General features: G+C 69.9%; 23 protein-coding genes and 2 pseudogenes. 11 read left to right on the top strand and 14 right to left on the bottom strand.

The features are described from left to right. Positions 1-11 precede the first annotated feature (11 nt). Together Acy02nite_RS40795 and Acy02nite_RS40790 are read left to right on the top strand one after the other, a co-directional pair. Positions 12-1,151 (top strand): hypothetical protein, encoded by a 1,140-nt coding sequence (locus Acy02nite_RS40795; RefSeq protein WP_203754017.1) that lies wholly within the window; start codon positions 12-14, stop codon positions 1,149-1,151. A 133-nt stretch (positions 1,152-1,284) separates the two neighbouring features. Beyond that, entirely contained in the window at positions 1,285-2,121 is an 837-nt protein-coding gene (locus Acy02nite_RS40790; RefSeq protein ID WP_239175703.1) for a cysteine/serine endopeptidase inhibitor, read from the top strand. 26 nt (positions 2,122-2,147) lie between these two features. Here the strand turns inward: Acy02nite_RS40790 and Acy02nite_RS40785 are convergent, their stop codons facing one another. The 3 genes from Acy02nite_RS40785 to Acy02nite_RS40775 all read right to left on the bottom strand — a co-directional run bounded on the left by Acy02nite_RS40785 (position 2,148) and on the right by Acy02nite_RS40775 (position 5,946). Continuing rightward, positions 2,148-3,191, bottom strand: a complete 1,044-nt coding sequence (locus Acy02nite_RS40785; RefSeq protein ID WP_203754014.1) for a BMP family lipoprotein — start codon at positions 3,189-3,191, stop codon at positions 2,148-2,150. Between the two features lie 10 nt (positions 3,192-3,201). Then, positions 3,202-4,809, bottom strand: a complete 1,608-nt coding sequence (locus Acy02nite_RS40780) for a methyl-accepting chemotaxis protein (RefSeq protein ID WP_203754012.1) — start codon at positions 4,807-4,809, stop codon at positions 3,202-3,204. A gap of 348 nt (positions 4,810-5,157) precedes the next feature. Next, on the bottom strand, positions 5,158-5,946 hold the full coding sequence (locus Acy02nite_RS40775) for a hypothetical protein (protein WP_203754010.1): 789 nt from the start codon (positions 5,944-5,946) through the stop codon (positions 5,158-5,160). 500 nt (positions 5,947-6,446) lie between these two features. Here Acy02nite_RS40775 and Acy02nite_RS40770 point away from each other — a divergent pair, with 500 nt between their 5' ends. Beyond that, positions 6,447-6,839: a hypothetical protein gene (locus Acy02nite_RS40770; protein WP_203754008.1), complete on the top strand. Its 393-nt coding sequence runs from the start codon at positions 6,447-6,449 to the stop codon at positions 6,837-6,839. A gap of 546 nt (positions 6,840-7,385) precedes the next feature. Here the strand turns inward: Acy02nite_RS40770 and Acy02nite_RS40765 are convergent. From Acy02nite_RS40765 to Acy02nite_RS40750, 4 genes are all read right to left on the bottom strand, one after another. Next, positions 7,386-7,904 carry a TetR/AcrR family transcriptional regulator gene (locus Acy02nite_RS40765; protein ID WP_203754005.1) on the bottom strand — a complete coding sequence of 173 codons (519 nt, stop codon included), beginning with the start codon at positions 7,902-7,904 and terminating at the stop codon, positions 7,386-7,388. A 28-nt stretch (positions 7,905-7,932) separates the two neighbouring features. Beyond that, entirely contained in the window at positions 7,933-8,361 is a 429-nt protein-coding gene (locus tag Acy02nite_RS40760) for a nuclear transport factor 2 family protein (protein WP_203754003.1), read from the bottom strand. Between the two features lie 140 nt (positions 8,362-8,501). Next, positions 8,502-8,690 (bottom strand): transposase, encoded by a 189-nt coding sequence (locus Acy02nite_RS47670; protein ID WP_203754001.1) that lies wholly within the window; start codon positions 8,688-8,690, stop codon positions 8,502-8,504. A gap of 332 nt (positions 8,691-9,022) precedes the next feature. Continuing rightward, entirely contained in the window at positions 9,023-9,712 is a 690-nt protein-coding gene (locus Acy02nite_RS40750; RefSeq protein ID WP_203753998.1) for a hypothetical protein, read from the bottom strand. 90 nt (positions 9,713-9,802) lie between these two features. On the opposite strand from Acy02nite_RS40750, the gene Acy02nite_RS40745 reads away from it, so the two are divergent. After that, a complete protein-coding gene (locus tag Acy02nite_RS40745; RefSeq protein WP_203753995.1) occupies positions 9,803-10,012 on the top strand; it encodes a hypothetical protein in 210 nt (69 codons plus the stop codon). 466 nt (positions 10,013-10,478) lie between these two features. Here Acy02nite_RS40745 and Acy02nite_RS40740 read toward each other — a convergent pair whose 3' ends face one another. Both Acy02nite_RS40740 and Acy02nite_RS40735 read right to left on the bottom strand, forming a co-directional pair. Next, the gene (locus Acy02nite_RS40740; RefSeq protein ID WP_203753993.1) at positions 10,479-10,922 is read right to left on the bottom strand and encodes a carbohydrate binding domain-containing protein; all 444 of its coding nucleotides are present in this window, start codon (positions 10,920-10,922) and stop codon (positions 10,479-10,481) included. A gap of 46 nt (positions 10,923-10,968) precedes the next feature. After that, positions 10,969-11,493: a hypothetical protein gene (locus Acy02nite_RS40735; protein WP_203753991.1), complete on the bottom strand. Its 525-nt coding sequence runs from the start codon at positions 11,491-11,493 to the stop codon at positions 10,969-10,971. A gap of 248 nt (positions 11,494-11,741) precedes the next feature. Between Acy02nite_RS40735 and Acy02nite_RS40730 the strand changes: the two genes are divergently transcribed. Further along, positions 11,742-12,965, top strand: coding sequence for a NucA/NucB deoxyribonuclease domain-containing protein (locus Acy02nite_RS40730; protein ID WP_203753989.1), 1,224 nt, complete (start codon positions 11,742-11,744; stop codon positions 12,963-12,965). 62 nt (positions 12,966-13,027) lie between these two features. Further along, positions 13,028-13,468 (top strand): hypothetical protein, encoded by a 441-nt coding sequence (locus Acy02nite_RS40725; protein ID WP_203753987.1) that lies wholly within the window; start codon positions 13,028-13,030, stop codon positions 13,466-13,468. A 545-nt stretch (positions 13,469-14,013) separates the two neighbouring features. Here the strand turns inward: Acy02nite_RS40725 and Acy02nite_RS40720 are convergent. Continuing rightward, positions 14,014-14,832 carry an AraC family transcriptional regulator gene (locus Acy02nite_RS40720; RefSeq protein ID WP_203753985.1) on the bottom strand — a complete coding sequence of 273 codons (819 nt, stop codon included), beginning with the start codon at positions 14,830-14,832 and terminating at the stop codon, positions 14,014-14,016. Positions 14,833-14,992: 160 nt separating this feature from the next. Here Acy02nite_RS40720 and Acy02nite_RS40715 point away from each other — a divergent pair, with 160 nt between their 5' ends. The 3 genes from Acy02nite_RS40715 (at position 14,993) to Acy02nite_RS40705 (ending at position 16,844) form a co-directional block, all read left to right on the top strand. Further along, positions 14,993-15,847 carry an NmrA/HSCARG family protein gene (locus Acy02nite_RS40715; RefSeq protein WP_203754086.1) on the top strand — a complete coding sequence of 285 codons (855 nt, stop codon included), beginning with the start codon at positions 14,993-14,995 and terminating at the stop codon, positions 15,845-15,847. Positions 15,848-15,979: 132 nt separating this feature from the next. Further along, entirely contained in the window at positions 15,980-16,240 is a 261-nt protein-coding gene (locus Acy02nite_RS40710) for an alcohol dehydrogenase catalytic domain-containing protein (RefSeq protein WP_203753983.1), read from the top strand. Beyond that, positions 16,227-16,844: an NAD-dependent epimerase/dehydratase family protein gene (locus Acy02nite_RS40705; protein WP_203753981.1), complete on the top strand. Its 618-nt coding sequence runs from the start codon at positions 16,227-16,229 to the stop codon at positions 16,842-16,844. The genes Acy02nite_RS40710 and Acy02nite_RS40705 overlap by 14 nt, the downstream gene beginning before the upstream one ends. A gap of 148 nt (positions 16,845-16,992) precedes the next feature. Here Acy02nite_RS40705 and Acy02nite_RS40700 read toward each other — a convergent pair whose 3' ends face one another. Continuing rightward, the gene (locus Acy02nite_RS40700; RefSeq protein ID WP_203753978.1) at positions 16,993-19,296 is read right to left on the bottom strand and encodes a sialidase family protein; all 2,304 of its coding nucleotides are present in this window, start codon (positions 19,294-19,296) and stop codon (positions 16,993-16,995) included. A gap of 215 nt (positions 19,297-19,511) precedes the next feature. On the opposite strand from Acy02nite_RS40700, the gene Acy02nite_RS40695 reads away from it, so the two are divergent. Further along, a complete protein-coding gene (locus Acy02nite_RS40695) occupies positions 19,512-20,783 on the top strand; it encodes a hypothetical protein (RefSeq protein ID WP_203753976.1) in 1,272 nt (423 codons plus the stop codon). 9 nt (positions 20,784-20,792) lie between these two features. Here Acy02nite_RS40695 and Acy02nite_RS40690 read toward each other — a convergent pair whose 3' ends face one another. Together Acy02nite_RS40690 and Acy02nite_RS40685 are read right to left on the bottom strand one after the other, a co-directional pair. After that, positions 20,793-21,473 (bottom strand): DUF2238 domain-containing protein, encoded by a 681-nt coding sequence (locus tag Acy02nite_RS40690; RefSeq protein ID WP_203753973.1) that lies wholly within the window; start codon positions 21,471-21,473, stop codon positions 20,793-20,795. A gap of 116 nt (positions 21,474-21,589) precedes the next feature. Then, positions 21,590-21,725 (bottom strand): annotated as a pseudogene (locus Acy02nite_RS40685) (IS5/IS1182 family transposase); the annotation flags it as partial. A gap of 184 nt (positions 21,726-21,909) precedes the next feature. On the opposite strand from Acy02nite_RS40685, the pseudogene Acy02nite_RS40680 reads away from it, so the two are divergent. Beyond that, positions 21,910-22,520: pseudogene (locus Acy02nite_RS40680) on the top strand (response regulator). Positions 22,521-22,690: 170 nt separating this feature from the next. Here Acy02nite_RS40680 and Acy02nite_RS40675 read toward each other — a convergent pair. Beyond that, complete coding sequence (locus Acy02nite_RS40675) at positions 22,691-23,779, bottom strand: NADP-dependent oxidoreductase (protein ID WP_239175701.1); 1,089 nt, start codon at positions 23,777-23,779, stop codon at positions 22,691-22,693. Positions 23,780-23,806 lie beyond the last annotated feature (27 nt).

The following is a 23,806-nucleotide window of genomic DNA, read 5'->3' as shown; positions in this document are numbered from 1 at the left end:
GGACGTTCCTCATGGGTACGCACCTCGCCCGCTCGCTCGTCACCGCCGGCCTCGCCGTCGCCGCGACGCTGGCTCCCACCGGCAGCGCCGGCGCGGCCGTACCCGCCTGGCACCTGCCACCGCCGGTCCCCTTGCCCCCGGGCGCGACGAACACCGTGCTGCAGGACGTGGCGATGGCCGCGCCCGACGACGTGTGGGCGGTCGGGACCTGGTGGAACAGCCAGGCGGAGGGCCCGTTCACGGTCCACTGGAACGGGCAGGCGTGGACCCTCGTACCGCCGCCGGAGCTCTCCCAGCCGACCTACCTGACCGGGGTCGACGCGCTCGCGTCCGACGACGTCTGGGCGGTCGGCAGCGGCGACGACGACGCGCCGGGCGCCCCGCGGCCGACCACCGCGGTGATCATGCATTTCGACGGTACGGCGTGGACCTCCGTGCCGGTCCCGGCTGCGCCGGCCGGCGTGGAGAGCAACCTGGACGACATCGACGGCTCCTGGGCGGTCGGGCACACCGAGGCGGACGGGGTGAGCCGGCCCCTCGTCCTGCACCGGACGGGCGGGGTCTGGGCGGTCTCCCCCACCCCGGACCTGCCCGGTGTCGAGTTGACGTCGGTCGGCACGACCGCGGGCGGCGACGTCTGGGCGGTCGGCTCACCGGCGACCGTTCTGCACTTCGACGGCACGGCCTGGACGCGGGTGGACGTCCCGGTCACCGGTAAGAGTGTGCTGAACAGCGTCGCCGCCGCGGCGGGCGACGTCTGGGCAGCCGGGGCGGACTGTGTCACGCCGCTGGTCTGCGTACCGCTGGTGCTGCATCGGACGGCGACCGGGTGGCGGACCGAGAGCAGTGCGGACGGGTCGGCGGTGACCGAGATCGTCGCGTCGAAGTCGGGCGTGTGGACGTTCGGCTACCGCAGCACCGTGACCGGTCTCAAGTCCGGCCACGTCGAGCGCTGGACCGGCCAGGCGTTCCGGGCCGACGCCTCGATCGCGCCGCCGGGCGGGCCGAGCGGGCCGGTCCGTCCGCAGGGGGAGATCGCCTCGGCGACCCCGCTCGCCGGTGCGACCAGCGATCCCGCGGGCACCGTCCTGTGGGCCGTGGGCTGGCAGGCCGGTCCGCCCCGGTCCCCGAACGTCCTCTACCGCTCCTGAGAGCCACCGTTCCTCGGCGGTCCTCCGGAATTCTTAGGAAACCTTCTTGCCCTTGCGGCTTTGACCAACTTGGATATCTACAGGCGTCGCGCCGCTCGCCGCAGGGTTTCGGAACGAGACGGACGGATCCCCCATGAGTTCATCCCCACGTACCCCGATGCGCATTCTCGCTGTTCTCGCGGCCGCGGCCGCCCTGCTGCTGCCCGCCACCGCGGCCGCCGCCGTACCCGTCGGCCAGACCTTCACCGGGCCGGCCACCTACTACAACGACAGCGGGTACGGCGCGTGCGGCACCCCGATCAACGCGGCGACCGAGATGCTGGTCGCCGTCTCGCACACGTTCTGGACCACGGCCAATCCGAACAACGACCCGCTGTGCCAGGGCATCTCCGTGCAGGTGACCTACAACGGCAAGACCATCACGGTGCCGGTGCGTGACAAGTGCCCGTCCTGCGACGCCGCGCACATCGACCTGAGCCAGGCGGCGTTCGGCCAGTTCGCCTCCACCGACCCGGCGACGACCCCGGGCGTGCTGAGCGTGACCTGGAAGTTCGTCACCTCCGGCAACAACGGCGGCGGCGGGACCCGGACCGGTCCGATCACCGGGCTGGCCGGCAAATGCATCGGCGCGGCCGCCGGGAACACCGCCAACGGCACGGCCGTCGACCTGTACTCCTGCGTCGGCGACGCCACCCAGCAATGGACGCTGCCCGGTGACGGCACCATCCGTACCGCGGGAAAGTGTCTTGATGTCTCGGCGGCCGGCACGGCTGACGGCACCAGGGTGCAGCTCTGGGACTGCAACGGCACGGCCGCGCAGCAATGGGTGCACAGCAGCGGCCGCGACCTGGTGAACCCGAACGCCGGCAAGTGCCTCGACCTGGCCGGCGGCTCCTCCGCCGACTTCACCGTGACCCAGCTGTGGACCTGCACCGGCGGCGCCGGCCAGAAGTGGAACGTGCCGGCCTGACCGTTCACTGCCGGTGTCCCCGCGGGTCAGGACACCGGCACCTTCACCGCGCCGGCCAGGACGCGGTAGCGCGCCTTGTCCATGCCGGAGCGGTACGGGCCGAGTTTGCTGTTCGAGGTGGCGTAGCCGACGCCGTCCACCTTCAGGTCGTAACGCTTCTTGCCGCCGGCCCGGTCGCCCTTGACGAACGCTTGGATCTCCTGGAAGACCCCGTTGTCGACGCGCTTGAGCATCGAGGTGAGGATGCGTGGGCGCACCGCCTCGGACGCGGTGGCGTACTGGTCGGAGTCGACCCCGATCGCCCAGGTGTTGCCGGCGGCCGCTACGGCGTCGAACACCCCGGTGCCGGAGCCGCCGGCTGCCGCGTAGACGACGTCCGCGCCGTCGGCGATCAGGCGCGCCGCGGCGGTCTTGCCCTTGGCCGGAGCGCCGAACCCGCCGAAGTCGGGCGGCTTGGTCAGGTAGCGCACGTCCACCCGGATGCCCGGGTCGACACTGTGCACGCCGGCGACGTACCCGGCCTCGAACTTGTGGATCAGGGCGACGTCGACCCCGCCGACGAAACCGACCCGGTTGCGCCGGGTCGCCAGCGCCGCCGCGACACCGACCAGGTAGGAGCCCTGCTCCTCAGAGAAGAGCAGCGACACCACGTTGTCGGCGGTGACCGAGTCGTCGTCGATGATCGCGAACAGGGTGTCCGGGAACTCCTTGGCGACCGTGCCGATCGCGCCCGCGTACAGGAAACCGACAGCGATGACCGGGTTGCTGCCCCCGGTGGCCAGACCCCGCAGCGCGGCCTCGCGGGCCTCGTCGGTCTCCGCCTGGGTCTTCGCCTCCGCCGCCTCCACCAGCAGTTCCTGCTTGGCCCGGTCGATGCCGGCGGCGGCAGCGTCGTTGAAGCTCTTGTCGCCGCGCCCCGCGCTGTCGTAGGCGATGCCGACCCGCACGGTCTCCCGGCCCAGGCCGGAGGAGTCACCCGGCGACACCGGAACCATCACCGTCGAGCACGCCGTCGTCATCAGCGCCGTCAGAGCCGCGGCGAACAGCCCCACTGTCGTACGTCTGCTCATCGTCTCGTCCTCAGTACCGGAACTGGCCCACCGCGTCACGCAGCTGGGCGGACATGCGGCTCAACTCGGCGGCCGCCTCCCTCGAACGGGTCACCTCGGCCGAGGTCGCGGCCGACGCGGCAGCCACCGTCCGGATGCTCTCGGCGATGTCGGCCGTGCCACCGGCCGCGGCGGTCGCACCCCGGTTCATCTCCCCCGTCGTGGCGGTCTGCTCCTCCACCGCGCCGGCGATGCTGGTCTGGTAGTCGCTGATCCGGCTCACCACCTCCCCGATCATCTCGATCGCGGTGACCGCCGCCGACGTGTCGGCCTGGATGGCCTGCACCAGCGAGTCGATCTCGTCGGCCGCGCGGGCGCTCTCCTGCGCCAGGTCCTTGACCTCACCGGCCACCACGGCGAAGCCCTTGCCCATGTCACCGGCGCGGGCCGCCTCGATGGTCGCGTTGAGCGCCAGCAGGTTCGTCTGCGCGGCGATGCTCGTGATCAGCTTCACCGCGTCGCCGATCGCTGACGACGAGGTGCCCAGGTTGCCGACCGTCTGGTTCGCCGAGTGCGCGGCGGCCACCGCCTCCGCCGCCACCGACGCGGCCTCCGCGGCGTTGCGGGAGATCTCCTCGATCGAGGCGCCCATCTCCTGCGACCCGGCCGCCATGGTGTCGACGTTGCGATTGACGTCCTCGGCCGCCGTGACCGCCATCTCGGCCTGCTGACTGGTGTCACCGACCGACTTCGCGAACGCGCCGGAAACCTCGTCGAGCTCGGCCGACGTACGCGTCAGGATCTCCGCCTGCTGAGCCACGTCGGACACGATCGTGCGTACGGCCACCAGCGCCTGCCCCAGCGCGGCTGACATCTCCGTCAGCTCGTCACGGCCGACGTCGGCGGGCGGTGGCGCGGTCAGATCCCGGTCCGCCATGCGGCGCAGCGCGTCACGGGCCGACCCGACCGGCCGTACGATGCTGCGGGTCACCAGGAACGCCGAGACAGCGCCGAGCGCCAGCGCGAGCCCGGTGGCCACCACGATGATCAACTGGGCGCGGGCGGCGTCCTCCGCTGACGAGCGCACCGCGGTCACGCTGCGGGCGTCGACGGCGGCGGCGAGCTTCTGCGCCGACACCATGATCCGGTAGTAGCTGTTCCAGCTGTCGTACAGCGCGATCTGGTCGGCGTTCCACAACGCCTGCGCGGTCCCCGGCCGGTACGCCGCCACCACCTTGTCGTTGATGGCGACATACGCCGCCAGCTCGTCGTTCAAGGTGTCGAAGACGTCGCGCTCGGCGGCAGTCATGCTCGCGGTGTCGACCTGGCCGAGATAGGTCTTGAAAGCGTCGCGTTCCTGCTGCCACGCCTTGTAGGCCACCGAGTCCCCGCCGAGCGCCCGGGCGGCGCCGAGACGGTAGATGTCGTTGATGAAACCGGCCTGCCAGCCGTTCAACGTCGTCGCATGAGTCTTGATCTCGCCGGCCTGCCGGGTGAGCAGTTCCAGCCGGCGTACGTCGGTGGCCGCGTCCCGCTGCGCGACGATCGTCGCGAACGCGACCGCGGCGACAGCGAACAACAACACCAGCACGCCGGCGAACGCCCCGGACAGCCGGGCGCCGATGCTGAAACGCCGCACGGCCATCCTTCCGTCAGCGAAGTCCCGACCTCTCCCCATCGGCACCCAGCGCCGACCGCTGAGCGGCTGACAGAGAAAAATCACCGGCTTGCTCCCGTACGGGTTCCGGAGCTCCAGCCGCCCGGCTACCGAGCCGTCTTCGATCAGCGCACTACTCCCCCGCTCCCGCTGACAGGCGTGACCGGCAGCAGCGCAGCGACAAGCACGTCCGGTCGACTACCGAAAAGCCGCCCTGTCCGCAGCGAGCGCCGCCCTTTCAGGAGGCGCCCGGCTGGGTGCTGCCGCGCTCGGCACAGCGCCAGACCGGCGGCGAGGTCTCGCCGCCGGTGACCTTGATCGTGGGTGGCGTCAGAACTTGCCCGACCGGACCTCCAGGACCTGGTCGTGAGTGATGCCGCAGTAGCGGTACGACGGGCAGGACTCGGTCCACGTGGCCCGCCGCGAGAAGACGTAGTGGTTGGTCGACGGCATCCTCAGCCTGGCCTCACCGCCGGCCGTGAAGGTGAACGGCACATTGGTCACCTGGCCCACCAGACCACACTGGAACTTGTCGTCCTGCTCCTTCAGCGCGTTGTTCGCCACCCAGAGCCCGACGGCCTTGCCCGGGGACACCGGGATGGGCAGACCGGTCACGAACTTCGCAGCACCCAGAGCCGTCAACCGGCCTGCCTTCTTGGTACAGACCAGCGGCTGCACCTGGACCGCACTCTTGGTGACCCGCTGTACCAACAGACCGAAACCGCGCTTGTTGTTGACCGGGACGGGGTTGACCTTCCTCCCCGTAATGATCAGCTTGAGGTCCTTCAGATTGGTGCTGGTCGAGTAGGTGAGCGCCGTCCAGGGTGCCGTCCGGGTCCGCTTGCAGGCCAAGAACGTCACGGCGACATAGCCCGACTTGACGTTCTTGCGGTAGAAATGGCGCTTCCCGACGGTGACCCGACCGCTGTGCGAGTAATAGGTGGTGTACTCGTACTCGTTGCTCTTGCCGTTGAGGTAAACGGTGGACTGCCGGGTCTTGTAACAGCCCCCCACGGCAGAGGCCGGCGACGCACCGGCAACGACGAGACCGGTCATCGCCACCACCGACGCGAGAAGCCCGACGATCGCTCGCCTGCTCCAGAAGATGACTCTCTCCATTTCACTGCCCTTTCGGTTTCCCCTTTGTCAGGGGGATGTCCCTCCGCGGTGATCGACGCCAGCGGTCATCCGGCGACGCCGTTTCTTGGCTTCGAGGATCAGCAGTGGCCGGGGCAGGGAACAACGCCTACCTGTCCCCGGCCTGGTCAGATCTGTATGCAGGGGACAGATCAGCCGCTGCGGCCCCGGATGACCCGTGCCGGCAGCAATGCCGTGGACCGATGTGACAGAGCCGGCCGCTACCTCGACGCGGCCGTCCGCGGCGTCCGCTCGGCCGAGGTCGCCCACACGATCGCCCTGCACCCTGGCCCGGTTCCGCGACCACTTCCGCGCCGCCCACGGCCACGGCCGGCTCTCCTCCGTCGTCCAGCGCGAATGACAGCCTGTCAGAGACGAGAAGGGCGCTGACACCTGGCCGAGAAGTCTCACCAGCCGAACCTTGCGGTGCCCGGACTTACCTTGCGGAGCCGCGGGGTGCACTCGATGGTTACGGTCACCGCGTGGAAAACGCCCAGCCGTCGCGGCTGCCCGCCCGGCTCCTGATCTTCGTCATGTGTCTGGTCGGCCTTTGCGCCCTGCCATCCGCCGTGATGTTCCTGGGCATGGGCATCGCCGGCGGCATGGCAGGTCTGTCAAACCTCACGGTGGAACAGCTCGGCACGGTTCCGCTGCTGGTAGCGCCGCTGTTCGCGTACCCCGTCGGGGTGTGGCTATGGCTGCGTGCCCGACGGCCACGCAGCGCTGGACGGGCGTGGCTGCTCGCCGCACTCGGGATAGTCCTGATCACCGGCACCTCATTCGTCCCGGTCACCATCGTCGGCGCCGCGCTCGTCGAAGAATGGCAGGAGACCCAGCCCGGTGGGCGCGGCTACGAACCTCCCGGTGTCAGGTGATTCAGGGCGTGACGGCCACCGTCACCGCCGATTCCGCGGACTGGGTCTGGCCGATCGAACACCGAACCGTCCGGACCTACCTAACGGATGCCCGGTCAACGCGGTGACCGGCCGCAACCTTGAATCGAACGAGACAAGTGGCATTGCTGGCCTTGCCGAGCAGGGCGTCGAGGTTCTCGCCGAGATGGAACAGCCAGATCGACCCGGAGCCGGCCACGGCATCTATCGAGTTCCCACCTGAAACGGCCGCGGCCACCCGCCGCGTCAGCCCTCATCACTGCTCGAACGTGATCCGCGTTGCGTGAACGATGAAGCGGGTCAGTTCCCGCGGCTCGTTGATCCTCTCGATGGCAGCGGCCGCCGCGGTCACGTCCTCGACGGCGGCGCCGCCGGTAATGAGGGTGCCCAGGAGCTCCGCTCGGCGCTACCGAGGGGGCGGGTGTCTCTACCGCTGGTCGCGCCACTGCCCGACAGCTCTTTCGTCTGCCGGGCAGTGGCGGCCTGGGGAGCCCTCGGCCGAATCGGCGACGGGTGAGGAGGGCAGGCTCAGATGTTGGCGAGTGTCTTGGCCCAGGGTTCGTCGATTTCGGCGAGGTCCAGCACGGTCGTGACGTTCGCGAGCATGCCGACGGCAAACCAGCGCCGGACGGCTTCATCGTCACCGTCGAGCAGCTTGTCCACGACCGCGACCTGCCGGGCGTAGCAGGCACGGACGGCGTCACGGATGAGCGGCTCGTCCGTGGCGCAGTTGGCCTGCATGAGGAAGCGCAGGATGTCGCCGTCCTCGATGATTGTGCCGTAGGCGTCTTGTAGAGCCTTCGCTGTCGTATCGGCCGTGCTCAGGGCCTCGGTCAGGAGGCCGCCGACGTGCTCGACGGCGGCGACGAAGATGGTCTGCTTGTTGGCGAAGAGGCGATAGAGGTACGGCTGGGAGATGCCGGCCCGTTCGGCGATCTCATGGGTGGTCGTGCCGTAGAAGCCCTTGCGCGCGAAGCACCTAACCGCAGCGTCAACTACGCCTTGGCGGCGCTGGTCACTCTTGACTGTTGTCCCGGCAGCAGGCATGTGACCAGCCTATCCGCCATGATCAGCCTCAGGCATCGGCCGGTGTCAGGGCGTCAACGGCGGCCAGCGGATTCCAGTAGTCGTCGAACCGGGTGACCAGCCCGTCGGCGTCGGTGTGCACGACCACGATGAAGTCCTGCTGGAATCGCTTGCCGGTGGGCCGGGCTGTCCCGTCGAGCTTTCCCCGCGCCACGGCGACCTGCGAGCCGGCCGTGTCGATGAAGGTCAGGTCCACGAGTCGTGCATCGAAGGTTTCGGTGAAACCGCGCATGTGCGCGCGAAGGGCTTCCCGTCCGTGCAGTTCGGTGACCATGCCGGGCGGGGCGAAGGGGAAGGTGAAGGTGGCGTCGGTGGCGAAAAGGGCGGCCCAGGCGTCCAGGTCGGCGGCTGTCAGCAACCGCAGGTGCTCGGCCGCAGCGTGCTGGGCAGGGGTGCGGGTCTCGCTCGTGTCGTTCATGATCGAAACCTAGCACCGCAATTAGTGGTCGACCTATAACAAACGCTGTGCGGTCGATCATGACACACGGCGCTTGCCCAACCGAGCTTTTCCTGGTCAAGGGCGGCCTGGTGCAGTGCCGCCATCACTCCCTGGGCCGTTCACTCGCTGAACCGGCGATGCGCGCTGGCCAAAGAGATCGGGAACGACGCCGGAAGCTCGTTCCAGGCACGGCCCGAGTCGAGCACGTACAAGATCGCGGCCAGCGCGATCCGATCATCGATACGTCGCTGGCCGCCGCCTTGATGCCTTTCGGGTGCTCGGGCAGCAACGGCTGCGCAAGGTGCCACAACGCTTCCGGACAGTACCTCTCTACATCACCCACGCCCGTACAACGAACGACCTCGCACTACAACAAACCCAAACGAGATGCGGTCTTAAAGGATCAGATGCCCTCTGAGGCGTCTGGGCGCACCGAATCAGCGTGGTCGGCGCAGCGGGACTCGCGCTGGCCGCCGGGCTGGTCAACGACATCGCCATCAATACCGCGCACAGGCTGGGCCACAGTGCCGGCTGAGGCCCTGAATCGTCACTGAAAGCCGAGATCGGCAGCCGGGTTCCGCGGGGACCGGACCCGAAGCGGCCGGCACGGCAACCCCCCGGCCGACCGGGCGCCCGTACGCTAGCCGCCGCTCGCGTTCGCCGACGCGGAACCGCCGGAGAACCACGCCGGGGTCCGCAGCTCACCGAGCTCCACCCACCGGCGCTCGTGGCGCACCACGGCCGGCGTGCCGGCCAGCATGGTGGAGAACTGTGCGGTCAGATGCTCCGCGACCACCGTCGGGGCGCGGCCGGCCACCGTATCGAGCAGGCCGACCCGCAGATCGCTGTGGACGGACGACGTGGTCCAGGTGCGCCCGCCCGGACCGGTCAGGGTCACCTCGACACTGTGCGGCAAGCCCTCCTCGGCCGGCTCCTCCCCATCGGCCGGCGGGGCGGCCTCGGCAAGGTGCGTACCGACCGGTCGGATACGGCGTTCCACAATGGTCACCGCGCGCACCTCACCGATCGGCGACCAGCTGCGGCGGAACGGGCGGACCAGCCCGATCCGGGTCGGCTCGGGCGACCGGTCGACGTCGACGCGCAGCAGGGCGTCGCGGCCGGGCAGCTGGCTGCGAGTGACGGAGACCGCCACGAGAACTGTGATCAGGATCGGCACGGCGAAGGCGAGCGGCGTCACGCCGGCGAGTTGGACGAGCAGCATCGTCGCCACGAACGGGACGGCGGCCACCATGCCGCCGATGTAGACGCCGCGGAGGACGTCGCCGACCAGCGCGCCCGTCATGTGCCACGCCGACCTGCCCTCCAGCATGAGGACCACTGATGCAGTAGCGCTTCGTGTGCTCCCCGACACCATGCGCCGATCATAGAGAAACCGCGCCAGTTTGCGACAGCCTGCAGTGTGGCCGCCGGCTGTCGGCCGCTGTGTGTCCGGACGGCGGCGGGACTGCGGTGGGGCCGCCGCCTCCTGGCGGCCCTGGTCGCGGGCACGGCCGTCACCGCGGCCCTGGTGACACCCGCCTCGCCGGCCCGGGCGGACGCGAACTGGGACGTCACCATCGACGAGAACAAGATCTACGACAAGGACCCGTGGCCGTTCAAGGGCCAGTGAGGGTGCCAGCCAGGGGACACCTACGTTTGAGGGCGCAGATTTGGTGACAACCGTGCCCGGTCACGCTGGCCGGACCAGGAGCAGCTGGCAAGCCTGGTACTCACCGCGTGAGGTCGGCGAAGGGGGTCCACAGCGGGCCCCCCCGAGAGAAACTGCGGGGTGGTGGTCGCCAACAGCTGGAGATCCGTCACCGGGATGCCGGGCATGACGATGCGCTGGTCGATGCCGTTGACCGGCAGGATCCAGCAGAACCGGCCATCGGCATCCCCGCTCTCGTCGCGGCGGGGCTCGCCGACAACCGGGTGTAGCCGCGGACCTCACCCTCGATCCGCGCCCGTTCGGGCACGTCGACGGCGAACACGGCGATGCTTCTGGTGGCCTCGTCTAGGGACGGGTCGGATATCGGTTCGACGAGTTCATCGATTCTTCTTGTTACTCACCCGGCACGGCCGGGCCCGTCGGCCACTCACGCGGGTGTCTCCACCAGCGACGTGTCACCCACCCTCAGCTGGAAGTCCTGAGGGCGGCCGCCGACCTGGAACGTGAGCTCGGAGTGTGCGCTGGTCCGGCGCGCGACGAACCGATAGAGGTGCAGGCAGGTGCCTTGGTCGACGGATACCTCCCGGTCGTAAGACGGGAGGTACGCCGGAGGCTGGCTGTCCTGCACCCGTACCCGGATGGTGGTTGACCGATCCGCGGTGGCGCTGAACGACAGGGCGTAGGAACGGCCTTCGATCAGAGCGACGTCGCTCTTGACGATGATGACGTCGCCGGGTCGTGAGGTGCCCGCGGCGACGTCGGCCCGGAACCGGCGGCCGTCGGTCTCCAGCGCGGCGGTGCCGGCATCGTTCACCCACCAGGAGCCGGTCTCCTGCCCCGCGGGTGGCAGCCTCAACGCGTCATTGCCCATCGGCGGGACCGTTCCGGCGGCCAGGCAGACGTCAGGCGGGTCCGCGCTAGGCTTCGCCGATCGCCACCCCGGCCACCGGCACGTGCCGGACACTCCAGCCGCGGGCGCCCACCACGCCCACCGCCAGACCGGCCAGGAACACGAGGATCAGGAGCAGCGTCAGCGACGGGCTCGGGCGTTTCACACGTACGGTGTTTGCCGGCTCCTCGGGCTCTCGCGGCGTCGTCAGCGAGTGCCACAGCGTGCGCCATCGAGCGACCTCGGCATCGACGGCCGGCTCGTCGACGCCGGACGATGACAGGCACGCCGCCACGTACGACTCGACGAACTCGAGCCGGGGCAGGCGAGGCAACCTCTTGCCGGCGAGCACCTCGGAGGTGGTGCTCGGCGAGAGCGGGTCCATCCGGTAACCGGTGGGCGCGTCGGCGATCAGCTTTGCCGCGATCCGGTGGAGCTGCCGGAACGATGGGTCGCCGGCTTGCGCGCGCAGTCTGCGTAGTTCGGCGAGGAAGTCTTCCGCCGTCCGCACCGCCGGCCAGATGTGCGGATCAGAGCTCAGCCTCTGGGTCACAACATGGACGTTAATCGATGAAGGCAAGGCCGTTCGACGTGTTCGGCGGCGTCCTGAACAGTACGGACACGATCCGGCCAGTAGCCGGACAGCGAGTGGCATTGATGTAGTCGACCACCGGAGGCGCCCACAGACCAACGGAAGGAAGCGGAATGTCCGCTCGGATAGCCGTCGCAGCCTTACTCGGCGTGTTCTCATTGATCGCCGCCGGGCAACAGGCTGTCGCAGCACCATCGGAGACGAAGCGCGTGGTTCTCACCCATCACAGCGGCGCGACCGCCGCGGCGCAGAAGAGAGTCAAAGCGCCGCACCCCTACGCCGGCAGCCACAAGAGACGTGCGGCTCCGCGCGGTCTTGCCGCGGCGAGCCGCCTGTCCACCACGTCCGAACAGTCCTACGGAAGCGGCGCCGACGCGGTGACACTGGCCGCGGACGAGCCCTTCGGACTCGACGAGTGCCGCGACCAGTACTACGACCACACCGACGGTGTCGAGGACACGTGGTGGATCAAGAACCATTTCCTCGCCTGCGCCATCGACGAGTGGTCAGTCGACACGCTGCAGAAGATCGACGGCAAGTGGCAGACCGTGGGCCAGATCTTCTTCCGCGTCACCGGCGTCGTCGAGGGCTCCAAGGGAACTCGCCAGCTGGTCCACCACTACGAGTTCGACCACTGGGACGAGTGGGGTCTCGCGGACTGGGCGGCGTCGCTGGACTTCGACGCCGACTGCGCGTTCGCGACCGGAGCGCGCTGCCCGGATGTCAATCAGCACGGTCGCCGTGACACCGTGCTGGATTTCCGCCACACCGGCAAGACCGACCTCACCGTCGACCTGAACAACAACACCGTGGGAACCGGCCCGGACAAGCTCATCTACTACGAGTTCACCCCCGAGTTGTTCCTCACGGCCTACCCGACAGAGCCGGAGATCGTCCTGTCCACGCTCGACGTCCGGTGCGACTGGGCCACCTACGAGCACAACGGCGGCTGCATCTTCAACAATGTCCGAGCCCACTGGGAGGGCCTGAGCTTGAGCAACCCGGACGTCGACGAGGCCGCGAAACACGTCAACGACGCCTTCACCGACATCTCCCGGACCAAGCCCGGGGTGCCGGGGACCTACGTGCCGGGGAACTTCAACAGCAACGACAAGTTGCAGCGCGGGGCCGCTCTGACCCGCGCGAGGGATGCCGACTTCAAGAAGGCCAACTACAACGCGTCGGTTAAGGCTTGCAAGGCCGCGTATGGCTCCGGCTACACGGACGGCGCCACCAAGGACTGCGACGAATACCCGATGCAGAGCACCCATCAGGGAACCGCGACCGTCAACCTGGAGGTCAACCCGCGCTCGTTCTCGGTCCGCCCGATAGACAAGTACGACAACCGACGCGCGGGCGCCCGGCTGGGCGTCTGGTACCAGGACGACCACATCCTCGAAGGCGACGCCTTCTGGATCAACATCAAACCGTAAGCGACCCGGGTTCACAGCCGGCCCTGGCCTCGGAGCCGGCTGTGCCCATTTAGGGACACCGCATGACCATCCCGCCGGCGCCGCTCACAGCAGTGGACCTCTCCGTGTGGATCGAGAGCCAATGCTTTCGCCTCCTCGACCCGAGCACCACGGGGGACGTGCTCGCCGCCGTCGACGGTCTCACCGACGACACGCTCGTCAGCGTCGCCGGAACCGCGGCCGCCTTCCTCAGCGGGGACACCGGCCACACCGCCGCGGTACGAGCTGAATGCTGGCCGGTGCCACCACCGGTGCCCGCCGGATACGAGGCGCTGTCACCCGTCCTGCCGCTGGCCAACACCTCCGGCGAGATCGTCATCGACAGCCTCACGGGTGGAAGGGAAGCCCGCCGCCTGACCCTGCCGACACCCGGCCCCTACCAGCTCCGCGCCGCCCGTCGCGACCGCCAGGGAGAACAATGGCTCATTCAACTGTGGACCGACACGGCCACCCCGCCGCGCTGATCTCAACCCCGTTGTGTTCGCCTCGAGCCTGTCCAGGCGATCCTCGATCGTCTTCTCCATGGCGAGCATCGCTCGGGGCACAGCTGCCACCGGATCCGGCGTTTGACAATCGACGAACATCCGGACGCCGGTCGACAGCCGACGTTCACGGTGGTTGCCCATCCTCGCGCCATGGACGCGACGGCGGTTGCCCGCTCACTGTCGAGTCCCATCCCCGCTCATCGGACGATCGGGCTCGAAGTGCTGCGGGCTGCCGACGCCGTGGGCGTGGTCGCCGTCCCGGAAACGCGGCACTGGCGAACGTGATCGGTGCCCTGCACTCCAGTGGCCTGATCACGTTGATCGACGCGGCGGGGCTGGCAGCCGTCATCGCCGGCCTGCCGGAGAACGGTGCAGTCGACGACGTCGTACCGCTGGGCAGCGCGGCGTCGCTGCGGTTCCTCGCACCGGCCCGGGGCCGCCTCGTCGTCACCTGCGAACCGGACCAGGACGCCCGGCAGGCACTCGCCGACCTGATGCAGAACGGCGCGCGCCGGGTTCGCCTGTCAACCAGGAGGTCGACCTGCCCCACCGTATCGCACCTGGTCGGGGCTGCGGGAGGACCGAGCCGACGAGCGATAGCGGCCGGGTGTCTGACCGACCAGCTCGGTGAAGGCGTCGATGAAGCTGCTGGGGTTCGACCAGCCCAGCCGGATCGCCGTGTCGGTGACCGAGGCGCCGTCGCTGAGCTCGATCAGCGCCCGTTGGGTGCGCAGCAGGGTGCGCCACTGGTGGAAGCTCATCGACAGCTCGCTGCCGAACAGTCGGCTCAGGGTGCGTTCGCTGGCGCCGGTGCGGTGGCCCAGCTCGGCCAGGGTCGCCGGGTTCGCCGGGTCCACGTGGAGCAGGTCGGTGACCGCCTTGAGGCGCCGGTCACTCGGCTCCGGGAGGCGCATCGGCTCCTGTGCGGCGCGGGCGAGCTCGGCGAGTACGACGTCGATCAGCAGCCGCGCACGGGGGCTCTCCATCGGCTCGCCCTCGCTCATCAGCGCCAGATAGGCCTCGCGCAGCAACGCGCTCGCCACGAAGACCGACGGCTCGGCCGGCAGCTGTCCGGTCAGCGTCCCGGGCAGTGACAGCACCCGGATGTCCGTCTCGCCGTACGCCTTGCTGCTGTGCACCGCGAAAGGCGGCACCCACATGATCCGGCTGGCCGGCGCCACCCAGGTACCCACCTGGGTCACTGTGACCAGGGCCCCACGCGCGGCGTAGCGGAGCTGGCCGTAGTCGTGGAAGTGCGCGGCCACGTCGGCGCCGTGGGCCAGCGACGCCGACAACGGCGCATCGTCGGTGCAGAAGCTCGGCTCACCGCTGGGGTCGGACACGCAATCGAGGCTACCCGCCGCTGGCGGTTTTTCGGAAAAACGTGGCGGGATACCGGTGGTACGCCTGGCGCCGCAGGACGCATCGTGAAGACATGTCACAACAAATCAAGCGCGAGCACGCCGCGTCGTCCTCCCCACCTCCACGCAGACGACCGGCACGATCGCGGTCTTCGGCGCGACGGGGCAACAGGGCGGGGCGGTGGTCGACGCGCTGCTGGACCGCGGGGCGCGGGTGCGGGCCTTGGTCCGCGACCCGCAGTCCGGCCGGGCTCAGGCGCTGGCCGCCCGCGGCGTCGAGCTGGCGGCCATCCGGGCCGACGACCCGGCGTCGCTGGCCGCCGCGCTGACGGCGGTCGAGGCGTTCTCCTTCATGACCCCGGAGGCGAACAGCCTCGACGAGGTCGAGGCGGAGATCCGCATCGGCACCGCGCTCGTCGACGCGGCGGTCGCGGCACGCGTCCCGCACGTCGTGTTCCACTCGGTCATCGGAGCGGACCGGGAGAGGGGCGTGCCGCACCACGACTCCAAACACTGGATCGAGGAGCACCTCAGGAAGTCCGGCCTGCGGGCCACGATGGTTCGCCCGGCCCCCTTCATGGAGGTGATGGCACCGAGCGTGGAGCACGGAGAAATCGTGCTGAGGCTGCCGATGCCGGAGGACGCCGCCCTGAAGATGATCTCGGTCAGGGACATCGGCCGGGTCGCCGCCGCGCTCCTGCTCGACACCGCCGAGGCGCCCGGCGGAGCCGTCGAGCTCGTCGCCGACGAGCTGACAGGCCCCCAGATCGCCGCGGCGTTCGGCGCGCACGCCGGACTCCCGGCACGGTACGAGGCCCTGCCGCTGAGCGTTCTTCCCAACGAGCTCGACAGGATGATGTTCCGCCAGTTCGCGGAGGCGGCGGAACATCCTTCGGACCTCACGGTGGTGCGCTCGATCGAGCCGGCCACCCTGGACCTGGTCGAGTGGATCCGAGCCACCGGCTGGACAGCGCCCACGACCGTGGCCGGCTCCTGAGCTTCCGCCCGCGATGAACACCCCGCGATCGTGCCCACGGTCTCGGCGCGACCTGGGCACGGCCGTCACGGGGATACGCCTCGTGAGCACACCTTGATCTTCCACTTAGAGCGACGAGCGCTGGAGCACGACATGAAGGCGATCACCTACACCGAGTTCGGCGGGCCGGAAGTTCTCCGCCTCGTGGACGTCGGCGAGCCGCACGCCGGACCCGGACAGGTGCGGCTGAAGGTCGTGGCGGCAGCGGTCAACCCGCTCGACTACAAGATCCGCAATGGGTGGAGGCCGCAGATGACGCCGCCGTTCCCGGTGATACCCGGCTTCGAGGCGGCCGGCGTCGTCGACGAGGTCGGCGAGGGCACGACCGGCGTCGCGGTGGGTGACGAAGAGTAACACCTACGGCTACGGCCCGGTCGACGGTCCGTTCACCGAGGATCTGCCGATGCGCCCGACCACCGTGAAGGGGCGCGTGCGGGCGCAGATGTACCGGGACGGCCTCGCCGCGCACGAGGCGGGCCGGTTGCGGTTCACGGAGGTCCGGGCGGCTGACTACCTCGGCGTGGGCGCGCTGGCGGCGTTCAGCTTGTTCATCGGCCCTCAGGTGCAGGCCGGTCAGGAGGTCGTGTTCCCGGCCGATCTGGACGTGGCACACAGTTGGACCTATACGGGTGACGTGGCCAGGACGCTCGTCGCGGTGGCGCTATCCGAGCGGTCGTGGGGCAGTGCCCGGCACACGCCGCAGACCTCGGACCTGTCGATCCGCGAGATGGTGACCCGGTTCGCGACGGTGGCCGGCCGTCCGCAGCCGGCCGTCCGCGAAATGACGCCGCTGGAGCTGCACGCGGCGATGGCGGACCCGATGATGGTCGAGATGGCGGAGATGCAATACCTGACTTACCGCGATGCCATCCTGGACTGGTCACGGACGGCGGCCGAGTTCGATCTGAAGCCGACGCCGCTCGAGGACGTGCTGCGGGAGTTGGCCGCCGCGGCTTGAGGCGATGGGCGGCGGTGCCGCTGATAGCGGCGCGACGGGGGCCACTCCGGTGCACCCACACCGGATCGCCGGGCCGACACACTCCGAACGGCTCCGGAGGTGGTCGGGCCCGGCTCGTACGTCCCGGTGTGGTCTTCGTTGCCGATCGTCAGCCGTTACGGGTGTACACGTCGTCGACGAGGAAGTTCTCGTCGGCGTCGGCGGTGCTGCTGGCCGAGAACGAGTGACCGGTCAGCGTGGAGGTGGCACCGTCAGCGCGGGTCGCCGTGCCGATGAGCCGGCCGTTCACGGTGATCGTGGCGGTCGTCGTGGTCGCCCGCACCTCGACGTCCGTCCAGACGCAACCGCCCGTGCAGGACGCCGACGGGTTGAAGGACTGCCCCGTGCCGAGGGGCCGCCAGACTTTGCCGTCGTAGTACCGCACGGTTCCCTCCCTGGTGAGCGCGAAGTGGAACGCCGCCTGGCGGGTGCCGGTGAGGACGTCGAACAGCATCGCCGAGGATTCCGGCTCGCCGGTCGTCCGCCACTGGTCGGGGTGGAAGCGGAACCCGACCGTCTTGACGCCGGCGGCCGAATCGAGGCGGCGGACCGCCGGGAGGTGCACGGTGCTGCCGTCAGCGATCCGCAGAGCCCGGCTGCTGCCGCTGCCCGCGGTCGACTGGCTCACCCACACGCCGATGTGACCGGCGCCGGCGTCGTCCAGGGTGTGGTCGGCCCGATAGCCGCGCGGGATGCCGTTGACCGGGTCGTTCTCGAAGGAGTCGACGTCGTCTGCGTACAGCTCGATCTCGTTGAGCTGGCTGCACGGAGCCGCGACGCCCGGCGGGCAGATCGACGACTCACCGACCAGCACCCGTACCTGCCGGGCCTGCCGGGACGCGGCGGGGGTGGTGTACTTCAGCGCGTACCCACTCTGATTCGTGACGCTGTACCAGTCGGTCCACGGCTCGTCGGCGGTGAGCCGGGTCTGCACTGTGGCGCTCGCAGTGCCGCCGATCGCCAGACTCAGCCCCACCTTGGACAGGGTGTACGTGCGGTCGAGGGAGATGTCGAAGACACCCGCGCCGCCGGACCGGATCGCGCTCGACCACATCTCGTTGCTGCCGTCGACCGCGCCTCGACTGCCGGTCCGCGGGTGGCCCGTGATCGTGGTGCCGTAGTCCCCGTCGAGCTGCACCGTCCCGGCAGCCGCCTTTCCGGCCAGGTCGATCTTGCCGACGCCGGCGGTCAGCATGTCGGCCAGCACCCGCTTGATCTGGAACGTGGTGGTTCCGTCGGACATGGTGGCGCCGCGCCAGGTGCACTTGTTGCGGTTGGTGCCCTGGTAGACGAGGGCGTGGCACGAGTCGGCCATCAGCACGGCCCGGTTGGACTCGGTCCAAATCAAGTCGGCGTTGCCGCTGGTGCCGTCGTTCAGGTCTTGCGGGGCGGCCACCGAGTGGTTGTCGTAGAACGATCGTTTGACGTCCCAGGTGCGGCCGGTGCCGTCGTACGACAGCGCCACGAAGTTCTGCGGACGGCCCGCCACCAGCGCGAGGATGCCGTTGGGCAGCAGCGACAGCTGCGGGTTGATCCGCCCGAACGGCCGGTTGCCGTTGGCGTCCGCGGCGAACTCGGGGATCGGCGCGGCTGCCGCGGTCCACGTGGTGCCGACGGTGGTGGACCGGCGTACCCAGAGGTTGTCGTACGTGGACGTGCGCATCACCGCGACGAGGTCACCGTTCGCGGCGAGGACCAGCCCGGTCTCGGAGAAGCTGTGGGAGCTGCTGCCTTGCGCGATGGTGGCGCGCAGATTCCAGGTGAGGCCCTGGTCCACGCTGGCCAGCAGCATCGAGGTCGTGGTTTGCAGATCGGTCACCGCGTACCCGGCCATCAGCACCGGTCCACTCGGGACCTGCACCAGGGAGGTGGGAATGAAGTTCGCGGTGCCGTTGAGGAACGACTGCGGCGCGATGTCGATCTGCGCCGAGACGGGCGCGCCGTACGTGCCGCCGTCGTCGGACGAGTACGAGACAGGCACGGAACGCTGCTGGGGGCGCGCGGGGCCGTTCGCCGGCGGTGCCTGCCCGGCGAGGGCGACGTGGAGCACCCGTCCGTCATCGAGCCGGGTCGCCGTCTCGTGACTGTCCCCGATCGACGCGCTGAACGTCAGCCCGCCGTTGGCCGACGTGAGCCGGCCCGGCTCCTCGCGGGCGCCGGCATCGTAGTGGCGCAGGTAACCGGCCCGGACCGGCCGGGTGGGGTTCTGCGCCGTACCGGAGTCGTAGGCGCTCGTCATCGCGAACCAGGCGGGCGTGTCACCGGGCGGGTCATAGGCGGTGCCGGGCGCACCGAGCACCAGCGCGGGCGCGGTAGGTGACAGCCCGGCGATCTCCGTCTTGGTCGCCGCCGCGGCGCTCACCGGCGGAGCCACCACCGGTGTCACGATCAGCGCCAGCATTCCGGCAAGCATGGAAAAACCCATCGAACGACGCATACTGCCCTCCCCGTCAGTGTGATCATCTTGCCACGGAAGGATGGCGCCTGGCGGTACGCACGCAAACTCCACTGAGGATTCATCCGGGCGACGTCCGCGTCTGCTCGAGGGGACCCGCTCAAGGTCAAGGAACAGGCCGAGGGCCGTACGATGGACGCCGCTCGATCGATGGGAAGCGGGGGTGGCGACGAGTGACCGATCCTCAGGCGCAGGCCGCGCGGGTGGCGGGAGAGTTGGCCCGGCGGGCCGCAGCCGTCCAGGAGACGGTGGCTGCCCAGCGGGCCGCCGGCTCACAGAGCACCCTGGCGGACCGCCCGCAGCCCCGAGCAGCCGGCGAGCTCAGCGCGGCCGCCCTGTTCGCCGCGGCCGCCGACGGGTGGGGAGCGGGACAGCCGGAGGGGTCGCAGCCGGTCATGCGGGTGCCGCTCGGCGGTGGCAGACGGCGGTTCGGGTGGCGCCGTGCCGAGGAGCCGGCCGTCTGGTTCGTGGCGGGGACGCTGCCGGCCCAGCCGCCGGCTCAGGTGATTCTGGTGCGGCCGAACGAGACGGTGGTGGCCCTGTCACGCCGGGCGCCGGCCGAAACGATCGCCGCCGCGGTGCGGCAGCTCCGCGAACCGGTGCGGGAGTGGACCCGGGCCGGTGACGGTTTCGCGTTCCCCCGGCGGTGGGGCGGCCACCCGTACGCCACCCGCAGCGACTACGTCCGGCCACGGCCGGCGTGGGAGCTGACAGCGTCGGGGCTGCGGCCGGCCCCCATGGAGGATCCGCCACTGGTGGACACGTCGACCGCGGTCGTGCTCACCTCACCGTCCCCCGGCGTCGGCGGCGACGTGGCAGCGCAGTGGCTGTCGTTCCTGAACGCTCGTGCGGAGATTCCCACCCCGACCAACCTCACCGACATCTGGGCGTGGGCGGCGGTGGACGCCCTGATCGACGAGCTCGAACTGGCCGTCGCGCACCTGGGCGAAGCGGATCAAGAAGTCGCGCGGCAGCGCGTCACCGACGCCGGGTGGGGGCAGCCACGGGAGGCGGTGCTCGGCCCGGTACGCCGGCGGCTCACCAACCGGAACGCGGTACTCGCCGGCGATCCGGGACGGACCCTGTGGCGGCAGCTCGGCATCCGCGCCGTCAGCCGCGAGGAGCAGGACATTCTCCACGTCCACGGGGGCCGGGACGGTTGGCGGCGGGTCGACCTGGTCCCGGTCTGGACGCCGTCCGGCGAGCCGGCCGCCCGCGCCCGCGTCCACTTCGGCAAGACCGTGATCGACGTGAACGTGGCCGCCGACCCGGCCGAGATCGACGCCCAGCTCTGGCCCAGCCTCGCCGAGGCTCAGCGGGGCTCGATCGGCGCCCTGGCGTTCGGCCCGGCCGCCGGACTTACCGGCCGGCTGGCGGGCCTGGGTGAGCGTCTGGAGCGGGCGGCCGCGTTCGCCGACTGGCTGGCGACGACCGCCCCCGGCTGAGCGTGTTCTTCAACCTGCAGTCCTGGGCTTGCGACGGGGTGCACCGCGGCCACAGGTGTCCGGCCGGGAACCGTCGCGGAGTTGACGGTCGTGCAGCCGGCTGAGCACCAGCAGGCTGGTGATCGCCCCGACGCCGGCCATGAACATGTCCCACTGGGTGTCCCAGACGTCGCCCTGGGTGCCCAGGAAGTCGTCGGCCGAGGAACCGCCGATGACGGCCGACAGCCACTCGAACAGTTCCCACGTCGCGCTGACCGCCATGACCACGCAGATCACCAACGCGGTGAGCCAGCGGCCGGGCCGCAACGGAGTTCGACGCAACAGGATCTCGCGGGCCACGATCGCCGGCACGAATCCCTGAGCGAAGTGTCCGAGACGGTCGTACGGGTTCCGGGCCAGCCCCAACGCGTCGCGCACCCAGTCGCCGGCCGGCACCTCGGCGTAGGTCCAGTGGCCACCGATCATCAAGATCAGCGCGTGGGCCAGGATCAACCGGTAGGCCAGCGGGCTGAGCGGAAACCTGCGGTATGTGGCGACCAGGACCACAGCCGCCACCAGCGCCGCGAGCACTTCCAGGAACCAGGTGCCCAGCGACTTGGCGCCGACGGCGGAGACCGCCAGAGCGACCACTCCCACGGTCAGCAGGACAGCGGGCTCACGGCGGCGGGGTACGGCGGCGGGTGCGATCATCGCGCCATTCTCGCGTCACGGCGCCGGCGGCTCCTCTGAGGTGATGCCGGGGGACGTACTCGCCGGTCCAGGCGCGCGACGATCGCACCAGCGATGTCCTCGGGCCGCCTCGTGCCGCTGATCGCCTTCTGCCGCCGTGACCGCTTCGGCCGGAAACCGTCGCCGTTTGAACGGGGTGCGCACGCTGCCGCGAGCGCCTTGGTACCCCTTGTCGGCGAAGGACATCACGTTGGCGCGGACTGCGGCCCTCACCGTCCGCTATGTCAGGCAGGACGAAGACGGTGAGGAACACCGACAGCGACACCAGCTCGAAGCCGGCCCTTGCCCGGGGCTGGCGGATCCACGCCAGCCTCCCGCTCGCCGACAACCGGGCGGTGACGGCGTGATCCGCATCGTGCTCGTCGACGACCAGCACCTGGTCCGGGCCGGGTTCCGGATGGTACTGGACTACCAGGACGACATGACCGTGGTCGGCGAGGCGGCGACGGCGCCGAGGCGCCGCGCCTGCTCCGCAGCACAGCGGCGGACGTCGTCGTGATGGACCTGCGGATGCCCATACTCGACGGGGTGACCGCGACCCGGCGGATCAGCGCGGCCGGCCCGCTGCCCCGCGTGCTGGTGCTCACCACGTCTGACACCGACGAGGAGGCGTTCGCCGCTCTGCAGGCTGGGGCGAGCGGCTTCCTGCTCAAGAGCGCGCCCCCCGACGACCTGCTGAATGCGATCCGCGTGGTGGCTGGCGGCGACGCCGTCGTCGTGGCGCCCTGAGTGACTCGCCGGCTGCTGGACCGTTTCGCCGGCCGGCTCATCGCTCAGGAAAGCACCCCGGCGGGCCCCCCGGACCTGACCGAGCGGGAACGGGAGGCCCTGCTGCTACTGGCGCAGGGTCTGTCGAACCTCGAGATCAGCGGTCGGCTGCAGGTCGCCGAAGCGACGGTGAAGACCCACATCGGTCGGATCCTGAACAAGCTCGGGTTGCGCGACCGGGTGCAGGCGGTCGTCTTCGCCTACGAATCCGGGTTTGTCCGTCCCGGCGGTGGCGCCTAACCGCCGTGGCGCGTTGTCGTGGCGAGCCGCCACCGGCTGCAAGGTGTGACGCCCGTTATTCGGTTTCCCGGGAGCGGGTCGTGGTTCCTTGGTACCGTCCGGGCTGACTTGCGTGCGTCGGCGTCCACCGAAGGGCAGACCCTGGCGGTGGGCGCCGACGCGGTGTGTCGTCAGGCGACGATGATGACCGTTTTGCCGAGCAGCTTGCCGTTGCTCGCATCCCTGTGGACTGTCGGCAGTTCCTCCAGCGGTCGGCGGTCGGCGATGTGCAGCTTGAGTGCACCGTTGTCGATCCGGGAGACGAGGTCGGCCAGGTGGGAGGCGTCGGGGCGAACCCACACGCCTGCTGTGCGTACCGAGCGTGCCTCGTCAGCCGGCACCGGGCCGGCAGAGCTGACGACGATGCCGCCGTCGGCCACGTAGGAGGTCAGTTTCGCGAGGCCTTCGGGAGCCAGTCGGACATGGTTCACCACCACGTCGAAGGGGCCGCCGACGGCGGCCGGGCCGGCGTCGAGGTCCAGCGGGCCGACGACCTCCTGCACGCCATAGCCGTTCAGGCGGTCGGCGTGCTGCCGGCCGTCGACGGCGGTCACCTTCGCGCCGGCTTCGACGGCGAGCTGGACCACGATGCTTCCCACCGCGCCGCCTGCCCCGTTGACGAGAACGGTCTGACCGGCCTTGATTCCCGCGAGTTCGACTGCCGCCTGTCGCGCCGCCAGCCCGCTCAGGGGTAGGGCTGCGGCGTCGGCCAGCGTGATGCTGCGGGGAGCGGCGGTCACCAGGTCGGCGGCGACGACCGCGTACTCGGCGGCCCCGCCGTGCACGTCCAGCGGGAACATGGCGATGATCGAATCACCGACCTGCAGTTCGTTGACTCCGTCGCCGAGCTCGGCGACGATGCCTGCGACGTCGAGGCCGGGCGTGATCGGCAGCGCAGTGGGGATCATCTCGGCGAGGACGCCCAGCCGGATGTGGTCGTCGACCGGGTTGAACGACGTGGCAGCCACCTTCACCAGCACCTGGCCCGCTCCGGGAACCGGACGCACCGCCTCCTCCTGGCGCAGAACTTCGGTGCTGCCGAACTCGTGATAGCGAATCGCCTTCATGGCCTCTCCCAATGGTTGTCGTGATGTCGGATCCGTGGCGAACGGGGCATCGCCGGAGCGGGCCGGGGCGCGAAGCTGGACACGGCCGGACTTGCCTGGGCAACTGAGAATGAGTGTTTCTGACTTGCCTAGGCAAGTCAACATGGGTGGCATCACAGAGGCCTACCAGGTCACTACCTG

This window comes from Actinoplanes cyaneus, from assembly GCF_016862095.1.
Taxonomy (GTDB): domain Bacteria; phylum Actinomycetota; class Actinomycetes; order Mycobacteriales; family Micromonosporaceae; genus Actinoplanes; species Actinoplanes cyaneus.
This window is presented reverse-complemented; position numbering and strand designations above follow the sequence as displayed.